This window comes from Shewanella jiangmenensis, assembly GCF_018596335.1.
GTDB lineage: Bacteria > Pseudomonadota > Gammaproteobacteria > Enterobacterales > Shewanellaceae > Shewanella > Shewanella jiangmenensis.
Genome location: NZ_JAHEPS010000005.1, coordinates 174,630 through 201,539, shown reverse-complemented (window position 1 = coordinate 201,539; position 26,910 = coordinate 174,630). Strand labels below are relative to the sequence as shown.

Below are 26,910 nucleotides of genomic sequence, written 5' to 3'. Positions count from 1 at the left end.
AGGGGAAATGCGATCAGATGGTCTAATTAACGGCAGTGGTGAAATAAAAGCCATCGAAAAATATGGGAATTTTCTACACCAGCGTCGAATTATGCCTAGTCAAATTTCTGCGACTGCCGTAAAATTTGCTCCTTTTATTTGTTTTGGCATGTTAACGCGGCAGTGGGTCTAAATGTCGTGACTTCCCCGGGGTTGGTTAACGGGGGTAAAAAATGCACTGGAAGAGAAAATGCAGCAATTAACAGAGATTGTGGAACAGGCTCTGGCCGCCATTGAACAGGCGACCGACCTCAAGGTTCTGGATGATATCCGGGTCGATTATCTGGGCAAAAAAGGCCGGATCACCGACATGATGAAGCTTATGGGCACCCTGAGCGCCGAAGAAAAGCCAAAGTTTGGCCAGGCGGTGAACGATGCCAAACAAGCGGTCCAGAGCAAGCTTGGCGATCAGATGGAACTGTTCAAGGCCCGTGAATTGGAATCCAAGCTCGCAGCCGAGCAAATCGACGTGACCCTGCCGGGGCGTACCCTGGAAAACGGTGGTCTGCATCCTGTGACCCGCACCATTGAGCGGATCGAGTCCTTTTTCGGTGAACTTGGCTTTACCGTTAAGCATGGCCCTGAAATCGAAGATGATTTCCACAACTTTGATGCGCTGAACATCTCTGAGCACCATCCAGCCCGTGCCGATCACGACACCTTTTATTTCAATCCCAAGGTGATGCTGCGCACCCAGACCTCCGGCGTGCAAATTCGCACCATGGAGACTGAAAAGCCGCCGCTGCGGATCATCTCTCCGGGCCGTGTGTACCGTAACGACTACGACATGACTCACACGCCGATGTTCCATCAGGTGGAAGGCCTGCTGGTGGACGAGCATGTGAACTTTGCCGAGCTTAAAGGCATTCTGCATGACTTCCTGCGTAACTTCTTTGAAGAAGATCTGCAGGTGCGTTTCCGTCCGTCTTACTTCCCCTTCACTGAGCCGTCGGCTGAGGTGGATGTGATGGGTAAGAACGGCAAATGGCTTGAAGTACTGGGCTGCGGCATGGTGCACCCCAACGTGCTTCGCAGCGTCGGTATCGACCCTGAAAAATACTCCGGTTTTGCTTTCGGCATGGGCGTTGAGCGTCTGACCATGCTGCGCTACGGCGTGAATGACCTGCGGGCATTCTTCGAAAACGACCTGCGTTTCCTCAAGCAATTCAAATAACGGAGCAAATACGTAATGAAATTCAGTGAATCCTGGCTTCGTGAATGGGTAAACCCAGCCATCAGCCGTGACCAGTTAAGCCATCAGATCACCATGGCCGGTTTGGAAGTGGACGGCATCGACGCTGTTGCCGCCGAGTTCAATGGTGTGGTGGTTGGCGAAGTCGTTGAGTGCGCTCAGCATCCAGACGCCGACAAACTGCGGGTAACCAAAGTCAATGTGGGCGGCGAAGCGCTGCTTGACATCGTCTGCGGTGCTGCCAACTGCCGCCTCGGCCTTAAAGTGGCTGTGGCCACTGTGGGCGCCGTGCTGCCCGGCGACTTTAAAATCAAAAAAGCGAAGCTGCGCGGCCAGCCTTCTGAAGGCATGCTGTGTTCATTCAGCGAGCTTGGTATCGATATTGAAAGCGACGGCATCATCGAGCTGCCTGCCGACGCGCCAATCGGCACCGATATCCGTGAATATCTGGATTTGAACGATGCCGTCATCGACGTGGATTTGACTTCAAACCGCGCCGACTGTCTCGGCATGGCCGGTCTTGCCCGCGAAGTGGGCGTGCTTAACCGCGCCGAAGTGTCTGAGCCACGCTGGGATGCGGTAAGCCCGAGCATCAGCGACAGCATTAATATCAAGCTTGATGCCGCTGATGCGTGCCCACGCTACCTTGGCCGTGTGGTCCGTAACGTGAATGTGGCCGCGCAAACCCCTGAGTGGATGAAAGAAAAGCTGCGCCGCAGCGGCATTCGCTCAATCGACCCGATTGTCGATATCACCAACTTTGTGCTGGTGGAATTTGGTCAGCCAATGCACGCCTTTGATTTGGCAAAAATCGATGGCGACATTCAGGTGCGTCTTGGCAAGGGCGATGAGAAGCTGATTCTCCTTGATGGCAGCGAAATCACAGTGCCTGCCGACACTCTGGTGATTGCCGACAGCAAACAGCCGCTGGCGCTTGCCGGTGTGTTTGGCGGCGAGTATTCCGGCGTGAGTGCCGACACCCGCGACATTCTGCTGGAATGTGCCTTCTTTGCGCCGCTGGCGATTATGGGCAAAGCCCGTCGTCTTGGCCTGCATACTGATTCGTCACACCGCTTTGAGCGTGGCGTTGACCCAGAGCTGCAGCACAAGGTGATGGACAGAGCCACCCGTCTGGTGCTCGACATCTGCGGCGGCGACGCCGGCCCTGTGTGCGAAGCCAAGTCCGATGCCCACCTGCCAAAGGCCAAGGTCATCAAACTGCGTCGCAGCAAGCTGGATAAGATCCTCGGGCATGTGATTCCCGATGCCGATGTAGTTGAAATCCTGACCCGCCTTGGTTTTGCCGTTGAAGGCAGCGCCGGCGAGTGGCAGGTGACCACGGCAACTTACCGTTTTGACATGGCGATCGAAGAAGATCTGATTGAAGAAATCGCCCGCATCTACGGTTACAACAACATTCCCAATAAAGCGCCGATTGCTGCGCTTAAGATGTCCGATCACCATGAAGCCGCCATCAGCCTGAAAAAAGTGCGTAGCCTCTTGGTTGCACGTGGTTTTCAGGAAGCGGTGACCTACAGCTTCGTTGATCCCAAGCTGCAGCAGCTGGTGCATCCGGGTCAGGAAGCCATGGTCCTGCCAAACCCGATTTCCAGCGAAATGTCAGCCATGCGTTTGTCGATGTTTACCGGTTTGCTGAACGCAGTTGGCTATAACCAGGCCCGTCAACAGGGCCGTGTACGCCTGTTTGAGACTGGTTTGCGCTTTGTGCCTGATGCCAATGCAGAATCCGGCGTAAGGCAGCAAGCCATGCTCGGCGCCGTGATTGCCGGCCCTCAATTCGACGAACATTGGTCGATGGATAGCAAAACCGTTGATTTCTTCGATCTTAAGGGCGATTTGGAGGCCATTATTGGCTTGACAGTTTCCACTTCAGAATTTAGCTTTAGAAGAGCCAGCCACAGTGCGCTTCACCCAGGGCAATGTGCTGAAATTCTGAGAAATGATCGAGTCATTGGCTATATTGGTGCCGTTCATCCAACCCTTGAGAAGCCTTTTGGGCTCAATGGTAAAACCATAGTCTTTGAACTGGAACTGGATGCGCTTCTGCATGCAAAATTGCCGCAAGCTCAGGCCATCTCTAGGTTCCCGGCTAACCGACGCGATATCGCTGTAGTGGTTGATGACGCTGTGGCGTCAGCCGAATTAATAAAAATTATAAGAAAAGTTGGCGGAAATCAGTTGGTTGGCGTAAACTTGTTCGATGTATACCAGGGTAAAGGTGTTGAGCCCGGTAAAAAGAGCCTGGCAATTGCACTGACGTTACAAGACAACACTCGCACACTTGAAGAGAAAGAGATTGCAGAAGTGGTAGACACTGTGGTTTCAGCCCTCAAGTCCGAGTTCAACGCATCGTTGAGGGATTAAAGTATGGCACTTACCAAAGCCGAAATGGCAGAGCATCTTTTTGAAACGCTTGGCATTAACAAGCGGGTCGCGAAAGAGATGGTAGAGGCGTTTTTCGAAGAGATACGAACCGCCCTCGAAAGTGGTGAGCAGGTCAAGCTGTCTGGTTTTGGTAATTTTGACCTGCGGGACAAAAACCAAAGACCGGGCCGCAATCCAAAAACCGGTGAAGACATCCCGATTTCTGCCCGTCGTGTGGTGACATTCCGCCCCGGTCAGAAACTGAAAAGCCGCGTAGAAACGGCCAATTCAGAGAAGTAACACCGGAATACACCCCGCGAAAGCCACTCATCCGAGTGGCTTTTGTGTTTGTGCTGTGAGTTAAAAGAGGTTTTAAGCACACTCATGCGTTATTTTGACAGACGCTTCTATTGGGGCTTGTTGCACCCGAAGCTGTGGGGCACCTGGATTGCCATTGGCTTTTTACTGCTACTGGGGGCTTTGCCCGCCTGGGTTCGCGATCCGTTCGCCCGCGCTTTATCGGCGCTGGTGATGATAGTAGCCAAAAAACCAATTGCAGTGGCAAAGGCCAATATCCGCGCCTGCTTTCCGGCTAAAACCGATGCCGAGGTTGAGGCACTTGTGCGCGAGAACGTGGCGCAATTTGTGATGATCCTGATTGGCCAGGCGGAGCTGTTGTTTGGCAGCCACGAACACCTGCGCCGCCGGGTTAAGCTTCAGGGCTTTGAGCATGTGCAGGCCGCGCGGGATGCCGGTCAGCCGGTGATTTTTGTTATGCCGCACGTGTGGGGCATAGATTACGCGGGGCTCAGGCTGAATCTGGATTTGCCGATGGTCACCATGGCCAAGGCTCACCGCAACGAGCTCTTTAACTGGTTTTCCAACCGCATTCGCAGCCGCCTTGGCGGCCATGTGTACATGCGCGAGGCGGGCCTTAGGGTGCTTATCAGCGAGATGCGCCAGGGCAACAGCTTCTTCTATCTGCCCGATGAAGATTTAGGGCCCGAGCAAAGTGTGTTTGCGCCGCTGTTTGCCACCACCAAGGCCACCTTGCCTGTGGTCGGCCGGCTTGCCAACGCCGGTAATGCGCGGGTCGTGCCGGTTACCATAGGCTATGATGATAAGAGCCACACCTTCAGTTTGACGGTATTGCCAGCTTTGGATGAGGCCAGCATGGTGGGTAAAGAAAACGAGGCGCTGGCGCTTAACAAGGCGGTAGAGCAGGTGATAAGCGCCTACCCCGAGCAGTACATGTGGTTTTTGAAGCTGCTTAAAACCCGTCCGCCCGGAGAGCCGTCGATTTACGATTAAATCTGCAGTAGATTGAAGGGATGCCTGTGCATTCCTTCAACTGTAATTTGGGAGAGTTTATGTTTCCTGCACCCATACCTGTCGATGAACTGGCACGGCTGGATGCACTTCGGGGGCTGAATATCCTCGACACAGAAGCTGAAGAGCGCTTTGACCGGATCACCCGTCTGGCGCGACGGCTTCTGGATGTGCCTATCTGTCTGGTCAGTTTGGTTGATGCAGAGCGCCAGTGGTTCAAGTCATGCCTTGGCCTGTCTGCCAGCGAGACCCGCAGGGACATCTCCTTTTGTGGCCATGCCATTATGCAGCCTGAGATTTTCGTGGTTGAAGATGCGCTCGCCGATGAGCGCTTTTGCGATAATCCGCTGGTGGTTGGTGATCCCAATATCCGTTTTTATGCCGGCTACCCTTTGACCTTAAGCAGTGGTTATCGCGTTGGCACCTTGTGTGTGATTGACCGCAGGCCGCGGCAGTTAAGCGCAGATGACCTCAAAGACCTTGAAGATCTCGGTAAGCTTGTGGTCAGTGAGCTTGAATCAGTGCAGACCGCCACCCTCGATGTGTTAACGGGGCTTTCTAACCTTCGCGGCTTTGAGATGCTTGCACGGCAAACCCTTGCCAAATGCGTGCGGGAATCCCGTGACGCCACCCTGTTTTTTTTCGATTTGGATCATTTCAAGGACATCAATGACCGCTTCGGGCATCCCGAGGGCAATGAGGCGCTGCGGCGTTTTGCCACTGTGCTCAAAGAAGCGTTTCGTGAATACGATGTGGTGGCGCGGATTGGCGGCGATGAGTTTGCCGCATTGGTGAGCCATGAACACAATCAAAGCCCTGCGGTGGGTATTTTAGGCCGCCTGCACCTGAGCCTTGGGCGCGAAAACCTTAATCCGGTTGGTTATCAGTTGGCCTACAGCACAGGCACGGCGCGCTTTAATCCAGAGCAGCCGCAGACCCTTGATGAGCTGTTAAAAGAAGCCGATGCCCATATGTTTCGCGATAAAAATGCCCGCCGCCAGGCGGCGCCGGGAAACTCCGGGTAAAGGCAATTGAGATCAATATCGGCAAAAAAGAGGCGCCTGTTAATACAGACGCCTCTTTTATTTTAAAGGCTGGATATTGTGAAGTCAGCGCCGCTTCTGGTGACGCTGGTACAGATTTTCCACCACGTCGCTCAGTTTAAGTTCCTGATCTTCAAGGAGCACCATCAGGTGAAACAGCAGATCAGAGGCTTCATCCACCAACTCTTTTTTATCGTTTGTGGCCGCCGCCAATGCGGTTTCCAGTCCTTCTTCGCCGACTTTCTGGGCGATGCGCTTGGTGCCGCGCTCAAACAGACTCGCAGTGTAACTGTTGCCGCCTTCGCCTTGGCGACAGGCCTGTTTACGCTCGGCAATCAGGCTCTCTAGGCCGTGTAAAAAGCTGTGGCCGCCATCATCCCAGCAGGATTCTGTGCCACGATGACAGGTTGGGCCCTTGGGCAGCGCCTGGATAAGCAGGCTGTCGTTGTCGCAGTCGCTGCTTATCGCGACAAGTTCAAGGAAGTTGCCCGAACTTTCGCCCTTGGTCCACAGCCGCGCCTTACTGCGGCTGAAAAAGGTGACTTTGCCAGTCTCAAGGGTTTGCTTGAGCGCGGCTTCATTCATATAACCCTGCATCAGCACCTTACCACTCAGGTGATCCTGCACAATCGCCGGAATTAAGCCCGCCTGTTTGTCCCAATCAAGGCTCGATAACAATGATGTTTCAGCCATTTGCATTTACTCCGTTAACCTGACTGCAATCCCCTGGGATGCGAGAAACTGTTTAAGCTCACCAATGTTGATAATGCCCTTGTGAAACACACTGGCTGCGAGGGCAGCATCGACCCGCGCCTCACTGAATACCTCAGCAAAATGCGCCATGGTGCCGGCGCCGCCGGAGGCTATCAGCGGTACATCACAGACAGCGCGCACTTTGGACAGCTGGGTAAGGTCGTAGCCCTGACGCACGCCGTCCTGATTCATCACATTGAGCACGATTTCGCCGCAGCCCTGGCGCTGCACCTCTTCAACCCAGTCAAGGGTGTGCCAGCGGGTGCTGCGGGTTGCCGCCTCATCGCCGGTAAACTGCTTGACTGTGTAGTCGCCGCTTTGGGCATCAAAAAAACTGTCTATCCCCACCACCACGCACTGACGGCCAAATTCGTCGTGCAGGCGGCGAATAAGACTGGGATCAGTCAATGCCGGTGAGTTGATTGAAATCTTATCGGCGCCGAAGGCAAGAATTTCCCGCGCCTGCGCCGCCGTTTTGATGCCGCCGGCGACACAAAAGGGGATATCGATGCGCTCGGCAATCCGGCTAACCCAGGATTTGTCCACCACCGCATCGCGGGCGCTGGCGCTGATATCGTAAAACACCAGTTCATCGGCACCTTCTTCGGCGTAGCGCGCCGCGAGCGGCACTATGTCGCCGACAATTTCGTGATTGCGAAACTGTACGCCTTTCACGACTTTACCGTCTTTTACATCAAGACAGGGCACTATGCGTTTGGCCAGCATTGGATTGCCTCCCTGGCACTGAAAAGCCCGGTCAGCAGGGCTTTGCCGATGATTATGCCGCTGGCGCCGGATGCCTTAACCGCTTTTACATCGTCAAGACTTGCCACGCCGCCGCTTGCCTGCCAGCGGATGCTGTCAAACCTCGCGGCAAGCTCGGTGTAAAGGGCGGTATTGGCGCCTGCGAGGGTGCCATCGCGGCTGATGTCGGTAACCAGCGCGTGTTTAAGACCGGCGGGTAAAAAGGTATCCACCAGAGATTCCAGCGACTTGCCGCCGCCTTGCTGCCAGCCGTGTACTGCCACCATTTTGTTGCCTTGCTCGTCGATATTGACATCCAGCGCAAGGCAAATGGCATCGCCGCCATATTTATCAAAAAGTTCAAGTACCAACTCCGGCGATTTCACCGCGAGCGAGCCAATCACCACACGTTTAACGCCGGCGCCAAGGAGCGCATCCACATCCGCGCTGCTTCTGATGCCGCCGCCCACCTGCAGCGGGGTGGTAAGATTTGCGGCTATCCGCTCGATAAGGGCCGTCTGACGCTTGCTTGGATCTTTCGCGCCGCTTAAATCAACCAGATGCAGGAGCGCCGCGCCATCGGCCTCGTAACCCAGGAGCTGGGTGAGCGGGTCGAGATCAAACGCCGTTTTCTGGCCATAGTCGCCCTGAAACAGGCGCACTACCTGACCGTCGATAAGATCGATTGCTGGAATTATCATACTGGCTCCACGCTCCCTTGTTGCAACGCGCACTTTGGCAGATCTGCAAGGGTTAACCCAAGGAAATTTTTAAGGATTTTTGCGCCAGCAGCGGCGCTTTTTTCCGGGTGAAACTGCACCCCCATAAAGTTGCCCCGCGCCACTGCTGCGCTGAAGGCTTCACCATACTCGCAGCTGGCGATGGTGTAGCTTGATTCGGGCGCACAAAACGAGTGCACAAAGTAGACCCAATCGGCGGTGCTCAGGCCATTAAAAAGCGGGTGGGCTGACGTGTTAAGGCGGTTCCAGCCCATGTGCGGCAAGGGTAAGCCGTTTGAGCGTAACTCGCGGATTTCACCTGGGATGATGCCAAGACAGGGGATATCGGTGTTTTCAGCGCCGCGCTCTTTCGAGCTTGTCATCAGCAGCTGCATGCCAAGGCACACCCCAAGCACTGGCTGGGTAAAGGTCGGGATCAGCTTATCAAGGCCGCGCGCCTTTAACGAAGCCATCGCCGCAGCCGCGGTGCCGACGCCGGGCAGGACCAGCCGTGGCGCGGCGCGAAGCGTTGCTTCATCAAGGCTAATCTCAACCCTGGCGCCAAGGCGCTCAAAGGCAAAGCGCACTGAGCTTAAATTGGCGCAGCCCGTGTCTATGATGACCACATCGGCCGGCGTTTGTATCTCATCTGCCATTAAAGCACCCCTTTGGATGAGGGCAGTGCGTCGCCTTCGATGGCGATGGCCTGCCGTAGCGTGCGGCCAAGCACCTTGAACAGCGCTTCGACCTTGTGGTGGTCATTATCGCCCTCGCAGCCAATGTGCAGGGTGCAGCGCAGTCCGTCGGCGAAGGAGCGGAAGAAGTGCGGCACCATTTCAGTGGCCATTTCGCCTACTTTATCGCGGCTGAAGCTGGCATCAAACTTGATAAAGGGGCGGCCGGAGATGTCCATCAGACACTGGCCCGAGGCTTCATCCATCGGCAGGGCAAATCCGAAACGGCCAATACCGCGTTTATCGCCCAGGGCCTGACGTATGGCATCGCCAAGGGCGAGTGCCGTGTCTTCGACGCTGTGGTGATCGTCGATTTCAAGGTCGCCGTCAACCTTGAGGCACAGGCTGAAATTGCCGTGGGTCGCGATTTGGTCGAGCATGTGGTCAAAAAAGCCGATGCCGGTGTGGATTTGATTGCTGCCCGGTTTATCCAAATCCACCGTGACCTTAATGTCAGTTTCGCGGGTGGTGCGCACCACAGTGGCCACGCGGCCTTTGGATAACAGCGCATCGGCAATGGCTGCCCAGCCGAGGCTTTGACGCTGATATTTAAAGCTTTTAATGCCCATGGCATTGCCAAGCTCAACGTCGGTGTCGCGATCGCCAATCACAGCCGAGGCCGTAAAGTCCACCCGTCCTTCGGTCAGATACGACTTCACCAGCCCGAGTTTGGGTTTACGGCAACTGCAGTTTTCATCGTTAAAATGCGGGCAGATCAGCACATCATCAAACTTTACGCCCTGACTCTCGAACACCTGCATCATCAGGTTGTGGGGCGCATCGAAGGTATCTTTTGGAAACGATGGCGTACCGAGGCCGTCCTGGTTGCTGACCATCAGCAGCCGAAACCCGGCTTTCATCAGCTTAAGCAACGCCGGAATACACTCAGGCTCGAACACGAGCTTACTGACACTGTCGACCTGTTTGTCGATGGCAGGCTCTTCAATCAGGGTGCCGTCGCGGTCGATAAAAAGAATTTTTTGGGGCATGGAAGTGATGTCCTTATTATTTATTTTGCGCCTTGGGCGCCAAAAGCTTTAATGGCGGCGATGATGGCATCTGTGTCGCGCTTATCTGAAAAACTTATCCGTATCGCCTGTGCCAGGCGCGGGTGGGCGTAACGGCGCGCCACTATGCCTGCGCTGGCAAGGGCCTTGGCGAGCGCATCGACCTTATCGCTGAAGGCAAGTACATAGTTGCCGCCACTTGGCGCGGTAGTCAGACCGCTCGCATTGAGCGCTGCAATTATCCGTTTTCCCTGTTCGATAAGCTCGTTCACATCGGCGCGCATCTGCGCTATGCCTTGCTCGGATAACGCCGCTTCACCCAGGCGTGATACAGGTACCGGCACCGGATAGGGGGCAATGACCCGCATGACGAGTTCACACACCTCGCGGTTTGCCAGCAAAAAGCCGCAGCGTGCGCCGGCAAGACCAAAGGCCTTGGAGAGGGTGCGAAGTACCACCAGATTTGAAAATTCCTGCATCAGACTGGTGGCACTTACGAGCGGCTTGCCATCCTCGGTGCGGGCAAATTCAATATAGGCTTCATCTACCACAAGCAGCGCATTCGGGAAGCGGCGGGCGAGAGTGGCAATATCACCAAGGGGCAGCACAGTGCCGGTGGGGTTATTCGGGTTACAGACAAACACCAACTTGCAGCCATCGAAGGCACTTAAATCGTCACTGTTATCGGATTTACCATCGGAATTACCGTCAGATTCCTCTTTGAGCGGCAGGGTGAAATCGTCACCCAGAGGCAAGCTTTTCACTGCCACATTAAAGGTGGCGGCGCTGATGGCATACATGCCGTAGGTGGGGTTGAATATGCCGATGCTGTCTTTGCCCGGCACACAAAAGGTGCGGATAAGCAGCTCAATTGCTTCATCTGCTCCGCGGCCGCACACCAGCTCGTTGACATCGACACCGGCGTAAGCGGCGTAGGCGGTAATTAGGCCGGGTGGCTGGCATTCAGGGTAGCGGTTTGCGCCTTCGATGCCGCTGCGGTTAAAGGGTGACTCATTGGCATTGACCCAAATCTCACCGCTGCCGCCAATGCGCCGTGCGCTCTGGTACGGCACGAGAGTTAACAGCTCTGGGCGCGCAAGTCGTGCTGCAAGGCAGTTTGGGTTTAATTCAAACGGCGCTTGGTTCATTGCTTATCTCCTGCATCCAAGGACTTACTGCTATTCAGTTCATTCGCGGCGTTTAATGCATCCAGCCGAATTTTGACGGCATTTTTGTGCGCATCCAGCGACTCAGCGCCAGCAAGGGGCATCACGGTATTGCCAAGGCGCGACAATCCTTCGGCGGTGAGCTCCTGCACGGTAAAGCGGCGGCTGAAATCGGCAAGCGACAGGCTTGAGACCGACTTGCTGTAACCATAGGTCGGTAAAACGTGGTTGGTGCCTGAGGCATAGTCGCCCACGGATTCCGGCGTATAAGCGCCAAGAAACACTGAGCCTGCGGCGCGAATGTACTTAAGAAGCTCCCTAGGCGCTTGGGTTTGGATTATCAGGTGCTCCGGGGCGTAGCGATTGGACACCCCCGCAGCGTCGGTCAGATTGTCGGTAATGATGATGCGGCTTGATGACAGCGCTGTTTCGGCGGTCTCTTTTCGCGGCAGGGCGCTCAGTTGGCGCGAAAGGGCGGCGCTAACCCCTGCTGCAAGCTCACTTGAGTCTGTGACCAGGATCACCTGCGAATCGCTGCCGTGCTCAGCTTGTGAGAGCAGATCGGCGGCGACAAACTCAGGGTTGGCAAATTCATCGGCAATAATAAGCACTTCCGACGGGCCAGCCGGCATGTCGATGGTGACGGCAGCACGGCTGTCGCGGGCAACCTGTGCCTTGGCCTCGGTTACAAAGCGGTTGCCGGGACCAAAAATTTTATCGACCGCCGGAATGCTGTCGGTGCCGTAGGCGAGGGCCGCAATGGCCTGCGCGCCGCCAACCTGAAAAATCTCACTGATGCCGCAAAGGCTTGCTGCGTAAACAATCGCATCATCTATGGGCGGTGGGCTTACCAGCACCCGCTGGTTGCAACCGGCAAGCTCGGCAGGCACGGCCAGCATCAGCACAGTGCTGATAAGCGGCGCGCTGCCACCGGGAATATATAAACCAACCTTGTCGATGGCTTCACTCTTAAGCTCGCAGCGCACCCCGGGCAGGGTTTCAAGGCTGATATCGGCCATTTTTTGCGCGGAGTGAAACGTCGCGATATTGGCGCGGGCATCCCTGATGGCGGCTTTAAGGCTTTCATCCACCCGGGCGCAGGCGGCGCGGATCTCGGCGTCATCAAGACGCAGTGACGAGACTTCTACCTTGTCAAAGCGGGCCGAAAAGTCCAGCAGCGCCACATCGCCGCGGCTTCTGACTTTATCGAGAATATCTTTTACCGTCTCACCGAGACTCACGTCGCCAACCATGGGCGAGCGTTTCAGCACGGCGCGCTGCTCATCGGCGGATAACGCGGACCAAAGCACTGTATCCATGGCTTACCCCATCATCTTTTCGATTGGCATCACCAGAATCGAGCTGGCGCCGAGGGCGGTAAGCTCTTCCATGGTGTCCCAGAACAGATCCTCGGTGCTGACCGCGTGGATGGCGACGCGGTTGGTCTCATCGTTAAGCGGCAGCACAGTGGGGTTCTCGGCGCCGGGCAGCAGGGCAACGATCTGCTCCAGCGTTTCGGTGGGGGCGTGCAGCAAAATGTACTTGCTTTCACGGGCACGGATAACGCCATTGACCCGGGACATGATTTTGTTGATAAGCGCCTGTTTGGCATCGCTTTGTGCCGTAGTGGACTGAATAACGCAGGCCATGGAGCGGAAAATCACTTCGGTTTCGTACAGGCCGTTGGCTTCAAGGGTAGCGCCGGTGGACACCAGATCGCAGATCCCATCGGCAAGACCTGCGCGCGGCGCAACTTCCACCGAGCCCTTAAGTTGGCAATCCTGATAGGATATGCCTTTATTTTGCATAAAACGGCGAAGAAGATTTGGGTAAGACGTGGCGATACGAAGCCCTTCGAGGGAGCTGGCATCGCCGTAAATAAATTCAGTCGGCACGGCGAGCGACAGCCTGCAGGATCCAAAATCGAGCTGACGCAGCTTGAGCACCTCGGCGGTCTTACCCAGGCACTCGCGCTCGAGCTGCTCTTCTTCGAGCACGTTTTCGCCGACTATGCCCAAATCCACTACGCCATCCATCACCAGACCTGGGATATCGTCATCGCGCACCCGCAACAGATCGATGGGCATATTATCGGCGTGGGCGATAAGGCGTTGCTCGTTCACATTGAATTTAACGCCGCAGCTCTTTAACAGTTGCTGGGATTCGGTGGACAGGCGTCCTGATTTTTGAATGGCAATTCTGAGTCTGGCGGTCATGGCGAAATATCCTGTTATCTAAAGTTGTATTAAATTCAAAAATTTACTGCAAAGAAAAACCCCCGGAATTCCTTCCGGGGGTTATCTTCGAACTTTAGATCCCGACCGCCAGAAGGAATAGACCTTCGGCAGTGAGCTTCCGAAGGCTACCGCTTATGATGGTGATGGTGGTGCTTGGCAGTCGAAAGCTGGAACATGTCGTTAATCCTGTTATCTTTTGCGGTGCGGCGCTTTGAGTCGTATCTCAGGTACAATCTCAAGTGCTTTCTCAGGCTTATTAAACTTGCCACACTGCGTTGAATTTTTTGAAGCATCAGCGCTTCAGGCATATTTTTACTGGTTTATCTGTTTCAAATCGTCATCGGCTTTTTACCGGACGCTTTTTACACTAATGGCTTTCAGTGTGCTTTGCAAGCGGGTTTTTGGCCAATATTAAAAAAGTTCACATTTGCATGAATATTCATGCTGGCCTGTACGCTGTCATCACGATTATCAATCGGGGGCAATCGTTTGTGTGATTGTCTTGGTTGCTGTATTGGTAGCTGTCTGGGCAGTTGCCTGACCTGACCTGAACTGAACTGTTGCATGGGCTGGTGCCTTAGCTGCTACCAGGGCAGTTGCTGACGCCGGCGCACTTGTTAACCTTGTCCAGATGGCGATAATGCTGCTTGCGTTAGGTTATCTGCCCCTTGTTTTTTTTACTTTGGGTTAACCACGCTATCGGCGGCGTGTTTTGTGCCAAGCCGCCGCTAATTATCTGATTTTTAATGCTGGAGTCCTTGGTGTCATCAAACCGCGCTGTGTCCAGGCTCGCCGACAAGGTGGCTACTGTGTTTGCCAAAGACGGACTGCTATCGCGCTATGTGCGCGGTTACCGCCAGCGTGCAGTGCAGCAGGAAATGGCAGGCCATGTGGCTGACACCCTAAGCAGCAAGGGAAAACTGGTGCTGGAAGCCGGTACCGGTGTGGGTAAAACCTTTGCCTATCTGGTGCCTGCGCTGTTAAGCGGTAAGCAGGTGATAGTGAGCACCGGCAGTAAAAATTTGCAGGAGCAGCTGTTTTACAAAGACTTGCCACTCCTTTTGGAGATGCTGCGTCTCGATGTACCTGTCAGCATTCTTAAAGGTCGCAGTAACTATCTCTGTCAGCTGTTGATGCAATCCCAGATGGAGGCGGCCTTCAGCCGGGATGAGCGCTTGCTGGATGATCTGCTTAAGCTTAACCAGTTTGCGTCGCTCACCGAAGATGGTGATTTGGGCAACCTTACCGGCGTTGCCGAAGACTCTCCCGCCATTGCCATGGTCGCCAGCAGTCAGGACAGTTGCACCGGTCAGCGCTGCGCCTTTTATGAAGCCTGCTTTACCCGTAAAGCGCGGCAGCGGGCGATGAACGCGCGGCTTATCGTGGTGAATCACCATTTGTTTTTTGCTGATCGGGTGCTTAAAGACACAGGTTTTGCTGAGCTTTTGCCCGATGTCGACGCGGTGATATTTGATGAGGCGCATCTTTTGCCCGATATCGCCATTGGCTATTTTGGCAGCCAGCTCTCAACAAGGTCGCTGCAAAAGCTGCTTGATAACATAAGCCGCCTTGCCAAGGGCGAGCTTGGCGACACCGAAGGGCTGAAACTCTTGCCTGCCCGCGTGGGGTTAAGTTTGGAAAACTGGCAGCAGGAGGTGCGCCGCATCGGCAGCAGCGATTTTCGTGAGCTGTTAAAGGTTAAAAGTGCCGCAGTGGCGGCCGGTGAGCTTATGCGAGAGCTTGCAGCCCTTGAAGCCTTGGTATTTGCCCATCTTGGCCGCGACGAAACCCTTGACGATATTGCCGTAAAACTTGCCGAAACCCGCCAGAAACTCAGCCGGTTTTTTGCCTGTGACGATCCGGGCTCGGCCTATGGCATGGATATGGGCGAGCGTCATTTTTTGCTTCGAATTTCACCCATAGATATCGCCAAAGCCTGCGCCGCGCTGTTTGGTCCCGATACCGCCTGGGTGTTTACTTCGGCAACCCTGCAGGTTGAGCGCAGTCTTGGCTTTTTTACCCGGGAATTGGGCATTGAGAGCAGCCGCGAAGTGCTGCTCGACAGCCCCTTTGATTATCCCAATCAGTCGCTTTTGTGTGTGCCGCGCCGTCTTGGCAGCGTGACCAATCAGGAAGCCATGGTGCAGCGCCTTACCGAGGTGTGCCTTAAGCTTATCAGGGCCGCCAAGGGCCGCACTTTTATCCTTTTTACCAGTCACAGAATGATGGAAGCCGTTGCCCGCGCGCTGGTCTCCCGCTGCCACTATCCGCTGCTGGTACAGGGGCAGGGCAGCAAGCAGCAGCTGTTATCCAAATTTCGTCAGCTTGGCGAGGCTGTGCTGCTTGGCACCGGCAGTTTTTGGGAAGGGGTGGACGTGCGCGGCAAGCTGCTCTCCTGCGTCATCATAGATAAACTGCCCTTTGCCTCGCCCGATGACAGTCTCTACCGTGCCCGGGCCAGCGCTGTGCAGGCGCGTGGCGGCGATCCATTTTTGCAGATCTCGCTGCCCCAGGCGGTGATTGCCCTTAAACAGGGCGCCGGCCGGCTTATTCGCGATGAAACCGACCGTGGCGTGTTGGTGATTTGCGATAACCGACTGGTAAACCGCCCCTACGGGCAGGCGTTTTTACAATCCTTGCCGCCGATGCGCCGCACCCGCAGCCTTGAAGCTGCGTGCGAGTTTCTGGAAGCCATTGATTGACGGCGCTTACAGGTGAAATTGGCCGCCCGTGGTGGAATATGCTGCAGCTAACGAGGATGTGGTTTTGAGCGGCATCGGTTATCGGGTACACTTTGCAGCAATTCGTGATTGAAGGCGGCTTGCCAAGCTGCCCCGTAAGTGGAATGCATAGTCCCATGTCAGAGTCAAAAACTGCCCCGTCATTGCCGCCAGAGCCGGTGATCCTTGCCCTCGATACCTGCACCGAAGCTTGCTCCGCAGCGCTCTTTGCCCATGGCAAGACCTTCAGTCAAATGCTGGATGCGCCCCGTGAGCACAGCCAGAGACTGCTGCCCATGGTGGATGAGTTGCTTGCGCAGGCAAGTCTGACCTTTGCCGATGTGGATATTATCGCCTACGGCCGTGGCCCCGGCAGCTTTACCGGTATTCGTATCTGTACCAGCATGACCCAGGGACTTGCCCTTGGCCGCGAGCTGCCAGTGATTGGCATTTCGACTCTGGCGGCGATGGCGCAGGAGGCGATGGAGCAAAGCGGCGAGTCACGGGTGCTGTGCGCCATTGATGCGCGCATGGCCGAGGTTTATGTGGGTGAATATCAGCTTAAGGACGGCATTGCGACCTTGGTGGGTGTTGAGGCCGTGATGGCGCCTGGCGCAGTGACAGTCTCTGATGGCGTAAGCCTTGCCTGCGGGACCGGTTTTGATGCGTATCCTGAGCTCCTTGCTCTGGGCCAGAAGGAACAGGGCCAGAAAGAACAGGGCCAAGCGCAAGAGCATAGCGGCTTAAGATTAAGTGACAAGGTCAAGTTTCCTTCGGCCCGCGCTATGCTCACCCTTGCCCGCGCAGGTATAGCGCAGGGGCTGCACACCTCGGTGGACGAGCTTGCGCCTGTGTATCTGCGTGACACAGTTGCCTGGAAAAAATTGCCCGGACGCGAATGACCGGATAGGATTTAAGCGATGTGTGTTTAAAAACCATCGCTGACTGAGGAGACACCAAGGTGCAACTGCATCCGGCGCAGCAGAGTATTTGGCAGACGAGGGGAAACCTTTCTCCAGCGGCTGCTTTTTCTGCGTCTTCTCCAGCGCCCGGTATTTTTTCCTCAGCGAATGAACCTTTAGCCAACGGGTCTGCAGCGCAGGCTTCAGTAGCTCAGGCTTCGGCAAGTGCAGAGGCGCAGGCAGCCCTTACCGCGGCTGGCCCTGGCTCATCCGCCAGCAGCAACGGCATCAGTGCTGCGGCGTACAGCTCGGGGCTTTCGCCACAGCTTTCCTCGACTGAGCTTGCAGCAAAACTGCCAAGCGCCCGCGGCGTCTCGGCATCATCACTTTTCAGTGAATATCTTTCAAAGCAGCAAGGTGAGAAAAATAGCGTTGATTACGATAAGCCAACGCAAAGCCGTGCCGCCATCAGTGAATATCTTTTAAATCAACATGCCCAGCGGCGGGACGAAATCCGCGCCATGGTGGGTGTGGATCTCTATGCCTGAGCGGCCACATCGCGACCTGCAGCATACTGCTAAAACCCATGGGGCAAACGATGGCCAAGGCCCAGCCCATCAATCGTTTTTAGCACGTCGTGGTTCAGTTAATGGTTCTGCTCATGGCTCAACTAATGCCTTAGCTAGTGGCTCAGCTAAGGGCCCAGCGAATGGCCCCGCGGCGTTTTTAATCTCGTTCGTGCTTGCGGCCGTCGTCACTTATATTCCGTATCTTGGCGTGCCGTTCAAATGGCTTGAGAGCTTTTTTCATGAACTTTCCCATGCGCTTGCCACCCTCATCAGTGGCGGCGTGGTCAGCCATATTGCGCTTTTTCCAAATGGCGCCGGCCTGTGTTATTCCGCAGGCGGCAGTCCGGTATTGATTGGATTTGCCGGTTACAGCGGCGCGGCGCTTTGGGGGCTTTTGCTGTACATGATGGCCTCATCGGCAAAGGGGATCAGGCTGTCTTTTGCCTTGCTTGGCGTACTGGTGATGCTGGCGCTGCTGTTTTTTGCCAGAGACATGCTCACCATTGCCATTCTTCTGGTGCTTGGCGGGCTTTTCTTTCTGCCGCTGAAACTTGCCGCTGCGCCCTGGCTGACAGCGCTGCTGCGTTTTATGGCCATGATAGTGCTGTTAAATGCCATCAAAAGCCCTACCTACCTCTGGGGCCTCGATGGACAAGGGGATGCGGAGCTTCTGTCCGGCTTAATCTGGGTGCCGGCCTTTGTGTGGATTGGGCTTTGGCTCGCCATAGCATCGGCCTGCCTGTGGTGCTGCTGGCGCATATCGCTTCGCACTTATTCTTAACTTCGCGCTGGCCTTAACCTCGCACTGGCCTTAACTTCTTACTTATTCTTTACTTCGCACTTGTTCTTAACTTCTCGCCTTAACTTTGCCCTTAGCCTTAGGTGTAATTGCAACAAAATATGATCCCGGCTTGGCATTTGCCCCTGGGCTTGCTAGCTTCGTTGGCACTTAAGCCTTTTGCTTAAATCTGTATTGCCATCAATAACAAGGAGAACAGGATGAAAAAGCTGATTGCCGCCGCCGTTGTGGCATTTCTTGGCACCACCGGCGTTGCCTCTGCAATGACGCTGCAGGAGGCGCTTAGCAATGACCTGCGCCAGCCCGTGAGTCATGAAAGGGATAAATATCGCCATCCGGCTGAAACCCTTGCGTTTTTTGGCGTGAAAGATTCAATGACTGTTATTGAGCTGTGGCCCGGCAGTGGTTGGTATGCGGAAATTCTGGCGCCGTACCTTGCAAGAAATGGCCAATACGTGGCAGCCAATTTTGAAACCAGCCCGAAAGAAGACACCAAGGGCAATCAATACCGTGCCAAGCTTGGTAAGGCCTTTGAAGATTGGCTCAGTGTCAACGCCGCCAAAGTGGGCAAGGCAACCATTGTGACCTTCGATCCGCCCGCCAAGACCAAACTGGGTGAAACTGGCACCGCCGATGTGGTGCTGACCTTTCGCAACATACACAACTGGGCCTGGAACAATCAGGCCGAGGCCATGTTCAGTGCCGCCTTCGATGTCCTTAAGCCCGGCGGCGTGCTTGGGGTGGTGGAGCACCGCGCCAACCCCGGCATGGACATGAAGCTTGGCTATATGGAAGAGGGTGCCGTTATCAAGCTTGCTGAAGCGGCTGGCTTCAAGCTTGAGAAGAAAAGCGAAATTAACGCCAACCCCAAGGACACCAAGGACTATGCCGAAGGCGTATGGACCTTGCCGCCGTCACTGCGCCTTGGCGATACCGACAAAGACAAGTATCTTGCCATCGGTGAGAGTGACCGTATGACGCTGAAGTTTGTAAAACCAGCAACCAAGCAGTGATGATACAAAGTCGCTGACTTTTTTCAGGAAAAGTCAGCGAATGCGTGGGATAATGCCGGCTGCTGTGCCGGCATTTGGTTTTTTGGACGTTGTACTGTGGGTGAGAGAATGTTTCGGGCCTTGGCGTTCCCTCAATAAGGTGTTAACTCGCCAACGGTTTTCCTTTGCCAGGCTTTTTCTTGCTCGCGTTCCGGGTTTTTGCTTCGTTTAAACAGGGAATAAGCCCAATTGGCCTAACCTTGTAACTCGTCCCAGTACCTCGTTAGTAAGGGACCTTCAATGCAAGGAACTTCAATAAAAGGACAGACGCAATGACGCAAGCTGTGCGCCGGGAGATCACGCTGCAGTTGCCCCATATTCGCCTTGGCGGCTGGATAAGCGGCCAAGACGATAAACCCTTGCTGCTGGCGCTGCATGGCTGGCTCGATAATGCCAACAGTTTTGCGCCGCTTTCGGATGCGCTTGATGACTATCGGCTGCTTGCCATCGACTGGCCGGGGCATGGCCTGTCTGACCGCAGAGACGGCAGTTATCCGCTGCACTGGATTGATTATCTGTATGATTTGCATGGGGTGGTCACCACACTTATCGCGAGGGGCGATAAGCCGTTTGCAATAGTTGCGCACTCACTTGGTGGCATAGTGGCATCGTCCTATCTTGCGTCGCATCCGGATGCCTGTGATGCGCTGGTGCTGATAGAAGCGCTTGGCCCGCTTACGGAGCGGCCGGGGCGGGCAAAGGAGCGGCTGGTAAAAAGTTTTGCCGATCATCTGGCCCTTGCCGCAACTGAGCCTAAAATTTACCGCGACTTTGACACAGTCGTAGAAGCCCGACATCGTTTGACCGGGCTTGAAAAAGGCGCGGCAATGCAGATTATTGCGCGCAACTTTATCGAGGTTGAAGGCGGGGTTACTGCCCGCACCGACCCGAGACTAAAACTTGATTCACCGCTTCGCCTTACGCCAAGCCATGGCGAAGCCTTTGTGCGCGATTTGGCGCTGCCAAGTTTGCTGCTGATTGGTGACGCTGGCTTTGACAAACTCAAACAGGCGGCGGAGCCTGCCAAAGCGCTCTTTGGGCAGCTTGAGGTGGTATCGATGCGCGGTTGTCATCACCTGCACATGACCCACGCCAGCGACGCCGCCGCTGCTATTAGGGCATTTTTGGCGCGTGTTGCCACGCCGTAAAATGGCGCTGGGCTTTTGCCAATATTTGTGTGATGATTGTCAAAAATTAAACGCCTGTATGATTTTCAGCGGGACTAAATAATAACAAGCTAAAACAAAGGTATGATGACCGAAAATTGACATTACGGTCAGAGATACCCGGGGTTTCAGGAGACTTTTTGTGGACAAGCCTTGGATTAATCATTTGCCACACGATGTACCCGCCGAGATTGACGCGGGTCGCTACTCAAGCCTGGTTGCCATGTTTGAAGATGCGGTCAGAAATTATGCTGATCAAAGCGCCTTCATTAACATGGGCGCAGTGCTGACCTACCGTAAGCTTGAAGAGCGCAGCCGCGCCTTTGCCGCTTATCTGCAAAACGATCTTGGCCTGAAAAAGGGCGATCGGGTCGCGCTGATGATGCCAAACCTGTTGCAGTACCCGATTGCACTCTTTGGTGTGCTGCGTGCGGGCCTGGTGGTCGTCAACGTTAACCCCCTCTATACCCCCCGTGAGCTCAAGCACCAACTGATTGACTCGGGTGCCAAGACTATCGTCGTGGTATCCAACTTTGCCCGCACCCTCGAAGAAGTGGTGGATGATACGCCGGTAGAAAGCGTGATTATCACCGGCCTTGGCGACTTACTGAGCGCGCCCAAGCGCACGCTGGTGAACTTCGTGGTGAAGTACATAAAAAAGCTGGTGCCAAAATACAATTTGCCCCACGCGATTTCGTTCAGAAGTGCGCTGCAAAAGGGCCGCCGTCTGCAGTATGTCAAGCCTGAGCTAACCTCGGACGATCTGGCGTTTTTGCAATACACCGGCGGCACCACAGGTGTGTCCAAGGGCGCTATGCTGACCCACGGCAACGTCACCGCCAACGTGCTGCAGGCCAATGGTGCCTATGCACCGGCGCTTGCCGATGGCAAAGAGTTTGTGGTTACCGCCTTGCCGCTGTATCACATTTTTGCGCTCACGGTGAACTGCCTGCTGTTTTTGCACAAAGGCGCCAACAACCTGCTTATCACCAATCCCCGTGATATTCCGGCATTTGTGGCCGATTTGCGCAAATACCCCTTTACCGCGCTGACCGGGGTAAACACCCTGTTTAACGCGCTGGTGAATAACGCCGAGTTTTCTCAGCTTGATTTTTCACGGCTTAAACTCTCCATTGGCGGCGGTATGGCGGTGCAGCGCGCTGTAGCCGACAAATGGCAATCTATCACCAAAACCCGTTTGCTTGAGGGTTATGGCCTGACCGAAGCGTCACCGCTGGTGACCTGCTGCCCCTATAACCTGAATGGCTACAACGGATCTATCGGGTTCCCGGCGCCTTCAACTGACATTCAGGTGCGCGCCGACGATGGCAGCGTGTTGCCCCAGGGCGAAACCGGCGAGCTCTATGCCCGCGGCCCGCAGGTGATGAAAGGCTATTGGCAGCGTCCGGAAGAGACCGCCAAGGTCATTGACGCCGAGGGCTGGCTTGCCACCGGTGACGTCGGTTATATGGACGAGCAGGGCTTCTTCTATCTGGTTGATCGCAAAAAGGACATGATCCTGGTGTCCGGCTTCAACGTATTCCCCAACGAAGTGGAAGACGTGGTCGCCATGCATGCCAAGGTGCTCGAAGTGGCGGCCATCGGTGTGCCCAATGACGCCAGCGGTGAACTGGTGAAAGTCTTTGTCGTCGCCAAAGATAAAACTTTGACCGAAGAAGACGTGATCAAGCATTGCAAGCAGCATTTAACGGGCTATAAGGTTCCCAAGCTGGTAGAATTCAGAGATGAATTACCGAAAACCAACGTGGGTAAAATATTGCGCCGTGAGCTTAGAAACGAAGAGCTCAACAAGGCGTGATACAAAAAACCGGCGTAAGCCGGTTTTTTAATGCCATGGGATTGTATCTGGGGGAGCAGGTTTGTTGGAGTTTCAATACGTAAAGGATGATGCAGCGCTGCAGGCGCTGGTGGCGCAGTACCAACAAAGTGCCATGCTGGTGCTGGACACCGAGTTTGTCCGTACCCGCACTTATTACGCACGGCTTGGCCTCATCCAGGCCTACGACGGCAAGACGCTGGCCCTGATTGACCCGCTTGAAATTAATGACTTATCTCCCTTTTGGGCCTTGCTGACCAATCCGGCGATTTTAAAGCTGGTGCATTCCTGCTCGGAAGATCTGGAAGTATTTGCCCGCTATGGCAAGGTGCAGCCTGCGCCGCTGTTTGACAGCCAGATAGCCGCAGCCCTTGCCGGCATGGGCCATGGTTTGGGATACGCCAAACTGGTGGAAGAGTGCCTTGGCGAGCAGCTCGATAAGGGCGAGTCGCGCACCGACTGGATAAAGCGGCCGCTCACCGATGCGCAGCTGCAATACGCCGCCAATGATGTGTTTTACCTCTACCGTTTGTATCCGCAATTGGTTGAAAAACTGACCAATCAGGGCCGTATGGCCTGGGTACTGGAAGAGGGCGTACGCCTGACTGAAGGCCGGCTTGACAGCCCCTGTGCTGACACGGCGTATCTTAAAGTGAAAAACGCGTTTCAGCTGACCCAAAAGCAGCTTGCCTATCTTAAAGTGCTGGCGGCATGGCGTCTTGAGCGGGCACTCGACCGGGATCTGGCCCTTGGTTTTGTCATCAAAGATCATGCGCTTATTGCGCTTGCGAAGAAGCCGCCCAAGTCCATGAGTGATCTACTGAAAATCACCGAACTGTCTGAGCATGAAAAGCGCATTCACGGCAAAGACATTCTCAAGGTGCTGCAAAAGGCCGATTTGCAAAATCTGCCTGAGCCGCTGGATGTGATTGCCCTGAGAAGCGGTTACAAGCAGGCATTTAAGGCGGTGAAAACTGAGCTGACTGAGATTTGCGATAACCTGGCTATTCCGGCTGAGCTCTTTTGCTCCAAGCGCCATATTCACGAATTCTTGGAATATCGCTGGCAGGGTAACAGCGGCGAGCTGCCACTCCTGATGCAGGGCTGGCGCGGCGCGCTGGCGGCAGAGCGCCTCGCCGTGCTCGAGCTTGAATAAGGTTAGCTTACAGTTTTTCAAATTCGCCAAGTCTGGCGTTTTCAGAAACCGTGAAGAAGTAAAAAGCCACCCGAAGGTGGCTTTTTTTGTGGGCGCGTCAGTTGCGCTCGGGCAGGGTCACGTTAAGTTCAAGCACCGACAGGTTGTCGTCGTTTTGCTCAAGCTGCACCGAAACCTGCTCTTCGGAGATATGCACATACTTGCGGATAACCGCGATGATTTCCTGCTTCATGAGCGGGAAATAATCCGGCGCACCGCGCTCTCCCCGTTGGTGAGCGACGATGATCTGCAGTCGCTCTTTCGCTACCGTGGCCGTGTTGGCTTTTTTGCTGCTTCTGAAGTAATCAAGTATGGACATAATCAGCTACCAAAGATCCTTTTTAACAGGCCCTTCTTCTCTTCGGTAACGAAGCGAAGGGGAATTTCCTCTCCCAGCAGGCGGGAGACCGTGTCGCCGTATGCCTGACCGGCATCGCTTTCCTGATCCATGATCACAGGAACGCCAGAGTTGGATGCGCGCAGTACCGCTTGAGATTCAGGGATCACGCCCAGCAGTTTGATGGCCAGAATTTCTTCTACGTCAGCGACGCTCAGCATTTCGCCGTTTTTCACCCGGGTAGGGGAGTAACGGGTCAGCAGCAGGTATTCTTTAATCGGCTCAAGGTTTTGCTCGGCGCGGCGTGACTTGCTTTGCAGTATGCCAAGAATGCGGTCAGAGTCGCGAACCGAGCTCACTTCCGGGTTGGTGGTCACAATGGCCACGTCGGCAAAGTAGAGTGCCATCAGGGCACCGGTTTCGATACCGGCAGGTGAGTCGCAGACGATGTATTCGAAGTCTTTTGACAGCTCATCCAGCACCTTGCCCACGCCTTCACGGGTGAGGGCGTCTTTGTCGCGGGTTTGCGACGCTGGCAGTACATAGAGGTTTTCGCTGCGCTTGTCTTTGATGAGCGCCTGATTGAGATTGGATTCACCATTGATAACGTTTACAAAATCGTAAACCACACGGCGCTCGCAGCCCATGATAAGGTCAAGATTCCGAAGGCCGATATCAAAGTCAATTACCACGGTTTTGTGGCCGCGAATGGCCAGCCCCGTTGCAATTGCGGCACTTGAAGTGGTTTTGCCTACGCCGCCTTTACCGGAAGTGACAACAATAATTTGTGCCATGTTTGCTTCAATCCTTTTTATTCTGCCCCATCAGATCGGCAGTGATTCTACTGTTAATGAATCGCCTTCAAGGCGGACGCAGCCGCTTTTGGCAGCCACACCATGTTTTTGTAAATTCTCGGTCAGCCAGTAATGGCCGGCGATAGAAATCAGTTCCGGCTCAAGGCAGGTGGAAATGATCACCGCCTCGTTGTCGCCATTGGCACCGGCCATGGCTTTACCCCGCAGGGCGCCGTAAATATGAATGCTGCCATCGGCAATGACTTCAGCGCCATTGCCCACCGCACCTATGATAATCAGATCGCCATTTTTGACGTAGATTTGCTGCCCTGAACGCACGTTCTGGCGCAGGATGCGGGTGGTCTTGGGGGTAGGTTCTGCTTGGGGAGGCGCAGGCGTTGGCGCACTTTTACCGGCCTTTACTGTGGCTAGGCCGATGGCTTTTGCCTGCTCCGACAAGGTTGCCGAGGTGGCTGTCACACCCACAATCACTAGTTGCCGGCTCACCAGCAAAGATTGCAGCGCTGACAGGTCCAGTGGCCCATCACCAAGTGCGGAAAGATTAAGCACCAGTGGCGCACCGATAAAAAATTGCGGTGCCTGTGCCAGCTTCAAATCGAGTTCTTTTGCAATGCTGTCCAGGTTGGACGTATTGATGTGCAAAACAGAAAGCGTGAATGAAGATCCTTTTAATTCAAGGCTCGCTTTTGGCATCCCCGTGTAATACTCCAGAAATTAATCAGTCTCGTGCTGATCTACATTATTTTCTAAAGCACCCATGTTATAGTGTGCCCCATTTACTGGCAAGTTTGATATTTTCGGAAGTTGACACGCGTATGATCTGTGCGGTTTACAAGAGCAGTCGTAAAGAAGAAACCTATCTGTATCTGCCAAAACGGGATGATTTCAGCAAGGTGCCCGAGCCCTTGATGCAAATGTTTGGTACGCCTAAGCTGGTTATGTTGCTACCCTTGGAAAAGAAAGACAAATTGGCCTTGGCCGATATTTCCAGGGTGCGCGCCGAGATGGATGAAAAAGGGTATTACCTGCAGTTACCCCCACCCAAGGAAAATTTACTCAACGAACATAAAAAATCGCTGGGTATTACTGAATAACGGATGAAATGTGGTCGGAGGCCGGGTAATCGTGACGTCTTTTATGTGTACTTCCCTTGAGACACTGTTAAAGCCACTGCGAAAACCACTGACACTTGCCCTGGCGCTGATGTCTGCCGGTGTGTATGCACAGGCGCCAGCGGGCAGTTTTGCGGACTATGTTAAAGCGCTGCGTCAGGACGCGGAGCAAAAGCACGACATCAGCGCCGAAACCCTCGATAAGGTGTTTCCCACCATCAAGGAGTTTCGCTCGGCGGGTGGCGTCAAAGAGCTTAAGGCAGACGCCAAAAGCCTTGATGCTTACTTACCGGCAACCTTAACGGATGAACTGGTTGATGAGGCCAAGTTCCAATATCAGGGCCATACCGAGGTGCTGACCCGTATTGGTGATAAATATGGTGTTCAGCCGCGCTTTATCATCGCGCTCTGGGGGCTTGAGTCGCGTTATGGCCGCAACGCCGGCAATTTTCCCGTGCTGTCGGTCACGGCATCCAAGGCCTTTAAAGGCGAAGATGAAGCCTTCTTTCGTGAGCAGTTTTTTGCCGCATTGAAGATTATCGACAGCGGCGTCCCGATTGAGAGTTTGCGCTCTGACAGCGACGGCCGTCTTGGTCAGCCAAAGTTGTTGCCGGCGGGCTTTTTGGCCTACGCCAAAGATGGCGACGGCGATGGCAAAATTGATATCGGCTCCAATCCGGCTGACGTCTTTGCCTCTATTGCCTCATTTTTGAAAGAGTCTGGCTGGCAGGATGATTCCACCTGGGGCCGGCAGGTAAAGATCCCTGCTGGGTTTGATGTAAGTCTTGCCGGCGGCGCTATCCGCAAGAACTTTGCCGAGTGGCAGGCGCTGGGGGTACGCCGGTTTGATGGCGCTGATTTACCGTCACGCGCCGATATGGACGTTGCCATGGTCATGCCCGACGGCCCCAAAGGGCGGGTGTATCTGGTGTACGATAATTACGCCGCCATTAAACGCTGGCGCGATGATGATTATTTTGCCCTCGCCATGGTGCATCTGTCCGATAGAATTAAATTTAAGCTTGGCCAGTGAGGCGGTTTGTCGCCAAGCTTTGAGC

26 protein-coding genes are annotated in these 26,910 nt (G+C 54.6%); 15 read left to right on the top strand and 11 right to left on the bottom strand.

The window, feature by feature from the left end:
- The first annotated feature begins 229 nt into the window (after positions 1-229).
- The 5 genes from pheS (at position 230) to KJI95_RS13840 (ending at position 5,970) form a co-directional block, all read left to right on the top strand.
- A complete protein-coding gene (pheS, locus tag KJI95_RS13860) occupies positions 230-1,213 on the top strand; it encodes a phenylalanine--tRNA ligase subunit alpha (protein WP_214507794.1) in 984 nt (327 codons plus the stop codon).
- 15 nt (positions 1,214-1,228) lie between these two features.
- Positions 1,229-3,616, top strand: coding sequence for a phenylalanine--tRNA ligase subunit beta (gene pheT / locus KJI95_RS13855; RefSeq protein WP_214507793.1), 2,388 nt, complete (start codon positions 1,229-1,231; stop codon positions 3,614-3,616).
- 3 nt (positions 3,617-3,619) lie between these two features.
- Positions 3,620-3,916, top strand: coding sequence for an integration host factor subunit alpha (gene ihfA, locus KJI95_RS13850; protein WP_126167093.1), 297 nt, complete (start codon positions 3,620-3,622; stop codon positions 3,914-3,916).
- 84 nt (positions 3,917-4,000) lie between these two features.
- On the top strand, positions 4,001-4,927 hold the full coding sequence (gene lpxM, locus KJI95_RS13845) for a lauroyl-Kdo(2)-lipid IV(A) myristoyltransferase (RefSeq protein ID WP_214507792.1): 927 nt from the start codon (positions 4,001-4,003) through the stop codon (positions 4,925-4,927).
- Between the two features lie 59 nt (positions 4,928-4,986).
- The gene (locus KJI95_RS13840; RefSeq protein WP_214507791.1) at positions 4,987-5,970 is read left to right on the top strand and encodes a GGDEF domain-containing protein; all 984 of its coding nucleotides are present in this window, start codon (positions 4,987-4,989) and stop codon (positions 5,968-5,970) included.
- An 84-nt stretch (positions 5,971-6,054) separates the two neighbouring features.
- Here KJI95_RS13840 and hisIE read toward each other — a convergent pair whose 3' ends face one another.
- The 8 genes from hisIE to hisG are packed head-to-tail and all read right to left on the bottom strand — an operon-like array spanning position 6,055 to position 13,327.
- Positions 6,055-6,681, bottom strand: coding sequence for a bifunctional phosphoribosyl-AMP cyclohydrolase/phosphoribosyl-ATP diphosphatase HisIE (hisIE, locus tag KJI95_RS13835; RefSeq protein ID WP_214507790.1), 627 nt, complete (start codon positions 6,679-6,681; stop codon positions 6,055-6,057).
- Positions 6,682-6,687: 6 nt separating this feature from the next.
- Complete coding sequence (hisF, locus tag KJI95_RS13830) at positions 6,688-7,467, bottom strand: imidazole glycerol phosphate synthase subunit HisF (protein WP_214507789.1); 780 nt, start codon at positions 7,465-7,467, stop codon at positions 6,688-6,690.
- Positions 7,449-8,186, bottom strand: coding sequence for a 1-(5-phosphoribosyl)-5-[(5-phosphoribosylamino)methylideneamino]imidazole-4-carboxamide isomerase (gene hisA, locus KJI95_RS13825; protein ID WP_214507788.1), 738 nt, complete (start codon positions 8,184-8,186; stop codon positions 7,449-7,451). The genes hisF and hisA overlap by 19 nt, the downstream gene beginning before the upstream one ends.
- The gene (gene hisH, locus KJI95_RS13820; protein ID WP_214507787.1) at positions 8,183-8,860 is read right to left on the bottom strand and encodes an imidazole glycerol phosphate synthase subunit HisH; all 678 of its coding nucleotides are present in this window, start codon (positions 8,858-8,860) and stop codon (positions 8,183-8,185) included. Before hisH ends, hisA begins: the two co-directional genes overlap by 4 nt.
- Positions 8,860-9,927, bottom strand: a complete 1,068-nt coding sequence (hisB, locus tag KJI95_RS13815) for a bifunctional histidinol-phosphatase/imidazoleglycerol-phosphate dehydratase HisB (RefSeq protein ID WP_214507786.1) — start codon at positions 9,925-9,927, stop codon at positions 8,860-8,862. The genes hisH and hisB overlap by 1 nt, the downstream gene beginning before the upstream one ends.
- A gap of 20 nt (positions 9,928-9,947) precedes the next feature.
- Positions 9,948-11,093, bottom strand: coding sequence for a histidinol-phosphate transaminase (hisC, locus tag KJI95_RS13810; RefSeq protein ID WP_214507785.1), 1,146 nt, complete (start codon positions 11,091-11,093; stop codon positions 9,948-9,950).
- Positions 11,090-12,430, bottom strand: a complete 1,341-nt coding sequence (hisD, locus tag KJI95_RS13805; protein ID WP_214507784.1) for a histidinol dehydrogenase — start codon at positions 12,428-12,430, stop codon at positions 11,090-11,092. The genes hisC and hisD overlap by 4 nt, the downstream gene beginning before the upstream one ends.
- 3 nt (positions 12,431-12,433) lie before the next feature.
- Positions 12,434-13,327: an ATP phosphoribosyltransferase gene (gene hisG, locus KJI95_RS13800; RefSeq protein ID WP_214507783.1), complete on the bottom strand. Its 894-nt coding sequence runs from the start codon at positions 13,325-13,327 to the stop codon at positions 12,434-12,436.
- 767 nt (positions 13,328-14,094) lie between these two features.
- Here hisG and yoaA point away from each other — a divergent pair.
- The 8 genes from yoaA (at position 14,095) to rnd (ending at position 23,549) form a co-directional block, all read left to right on the top strand.
- Complete coding sequence (gene yoaA, locus KJI95_RS13795) at positions 14,095-16,050, top strand: DNA repair helicase YoaA (RefSeq protein WP_214507782.1); 1,956 nt, start codon at positions 14,095-14,097, stop codon at positions 16,048-16,050.
- A 155-nt stretch (positions 16,051-16,205) separates the two neighbouring features.
- Positions 16,206-16,970: a tRNA (adenosine(37)-N6)-threonylcarbamoyltransferase complex dimerization subunit type 1 TsaB gene (tsaB, locus tag KJI95_RS13790; RefSeq protein ID WP_214507781.1), complete on the top strand. Its 765-nt coding sequence runs from the start codon at positions 16,206-16,208 to the stop codon at positions 16,968-16,970.
- 59 nt (positions 16,971-17,029) lie between these two features.
- Positions 17,030-17,518: a hypothetical protein gene (locus KJI95_RS13785; protein ID WP_214507780.1), complete on the top strand. Its 489-nt coding sequence runs from the start codon at positions 17,030-17,032 to the stop codon at positions 17,516-17,518.
- 181 nt (positions 17,519-17,699) lie between these two features.
- The gene (locus KJI95_RS13780; RefSeq protein ID WP_432653806.1) at positions 17,700-18,320 is read left to right on the top strand and encodes a M50 family metallopeptidase; all 621 of its coding nucleotides are present in this window, start codon (positions 17,700-17,702) and stop codon (positions 18,318-18,320) included.
- A 218-nt stretch (positions 18,321-18,538) separates the two neighbouring features.
- Complete coding sequence (locus KJI95_RS13775) at positions 18,539-19,351, top strand: class I SAM-dependent methyltransferase (RefSeq protein WP_214507778.1); 813 nt, start codon at positions 18,539-18,541, stop codon at positions 19,349-19,351.
- 311 nt (positions 19,352-19,662) lie between these two features.
- Positions 19,663-20,538 (top strand): alpha/beta fold hydrolase, encoded by an 876-nt coding sequence (locus tag KJI95_RS13770; RefSeq protein WP_214507777.1) that lies wholly within the window; start codon positions 19,663-19,665, stop codon positions 20,536-20,538.
- A gap of 160 nt (positions 20,539-20,698) precedes the next feature.
- Positions 20,699-22,375, top strand: coding sequence for a long-chain-fatty-acid--CoA ligase FadD (fadD, locus tag KJI95_RS13765; protein WP_214507776.1), 1,677 nt, complete (start codon positions 20,699-20,701; stop codon positions 22,373-22,375).
- Between the two features lie 61 nt (positions 22,376-22,436).
- Positions 22,437-23,549 (top strand): ribonuclease D, encoded by a 1,113-nt coding sequence (gene rnd, locus KJI95_RS13760; protein ID WP_214507775.1) that lies wholly within the window; start codon positions 22,437-22,439, stop codon positions 23,547-23,549.
- 97 nt (positions 23,550-23,646) lie between these two features.
- Here rnd and minE read toward each other — a convergent pair whose 3' ends face one another.
- From minE to minC, 3 genes are read right to left on the bottom strand one after another with little or no spacing between them, the layout of a single operon-like run.
- Entirely contained in the window at positions 23,647-23,907 is a 261-nt protein-coding gene (minE, locus tag KJI95_RS13755) for a cell division topological specificity factor MinE (RefSeq protein WP_214507774.1), read from the bottom strand.
- A gap of 2 nt (positions 23,908-23,909) precedes the next feature.
- Positions 23,910-24,719 (bottom strand): septum site-determining protein MinD, encoded by an 810-nt coding sequence (gene minD / locus KJI95_RS13750; protein ID WP_214507773.1) that lies wholly within the window; start codon positions 24,717-24,719, stop codon positions 23,910-23,912.
- A gap of 30 nt (positions 24,720-24,749) precedes the next feature.
- Positions 24,750-25,433, bottom strand: coding sequence for a septum site-determining protein MinC (minC, locus tag KJI95_RS13745; protein ID WP_214507772.1), 684 nt, complete (start codon positions 25,431-25,433; stop codon positions 24,750-24,752).
- Positions 25,434-25,555: 122 nt separating this feature from the next.
- Between minC and KJI95_RS13740 the strand changes: the two genes are divergently transcribed.
- Complete coding sequence (locus tag KJI95_RS13740) at positions 25,556-25,834, top strand: YcgL domain-containing protein (RefSeq protein WP_214507921.1); 279 nt, start codon at positions 25,556-25,558, stop codon at positions 25,832-25,834.
- 31 nt (positions 25,835-25,865) lie between these two features.
- The gene (locus KJI95_RS13735) at positions 25,866-26,885 is read left to right on the top strand and encodes a lytic murein transglycosylase (protein WP_349356741.1); all 1,020 of its coding nucleotides are present in this window, start codon (positions 25,866-25,868) and stop codon (positions 26,883-26,885) included.
- The last annotated feature ends 25 nt before the right edge of the window (positions 26,886-26,910 follow it).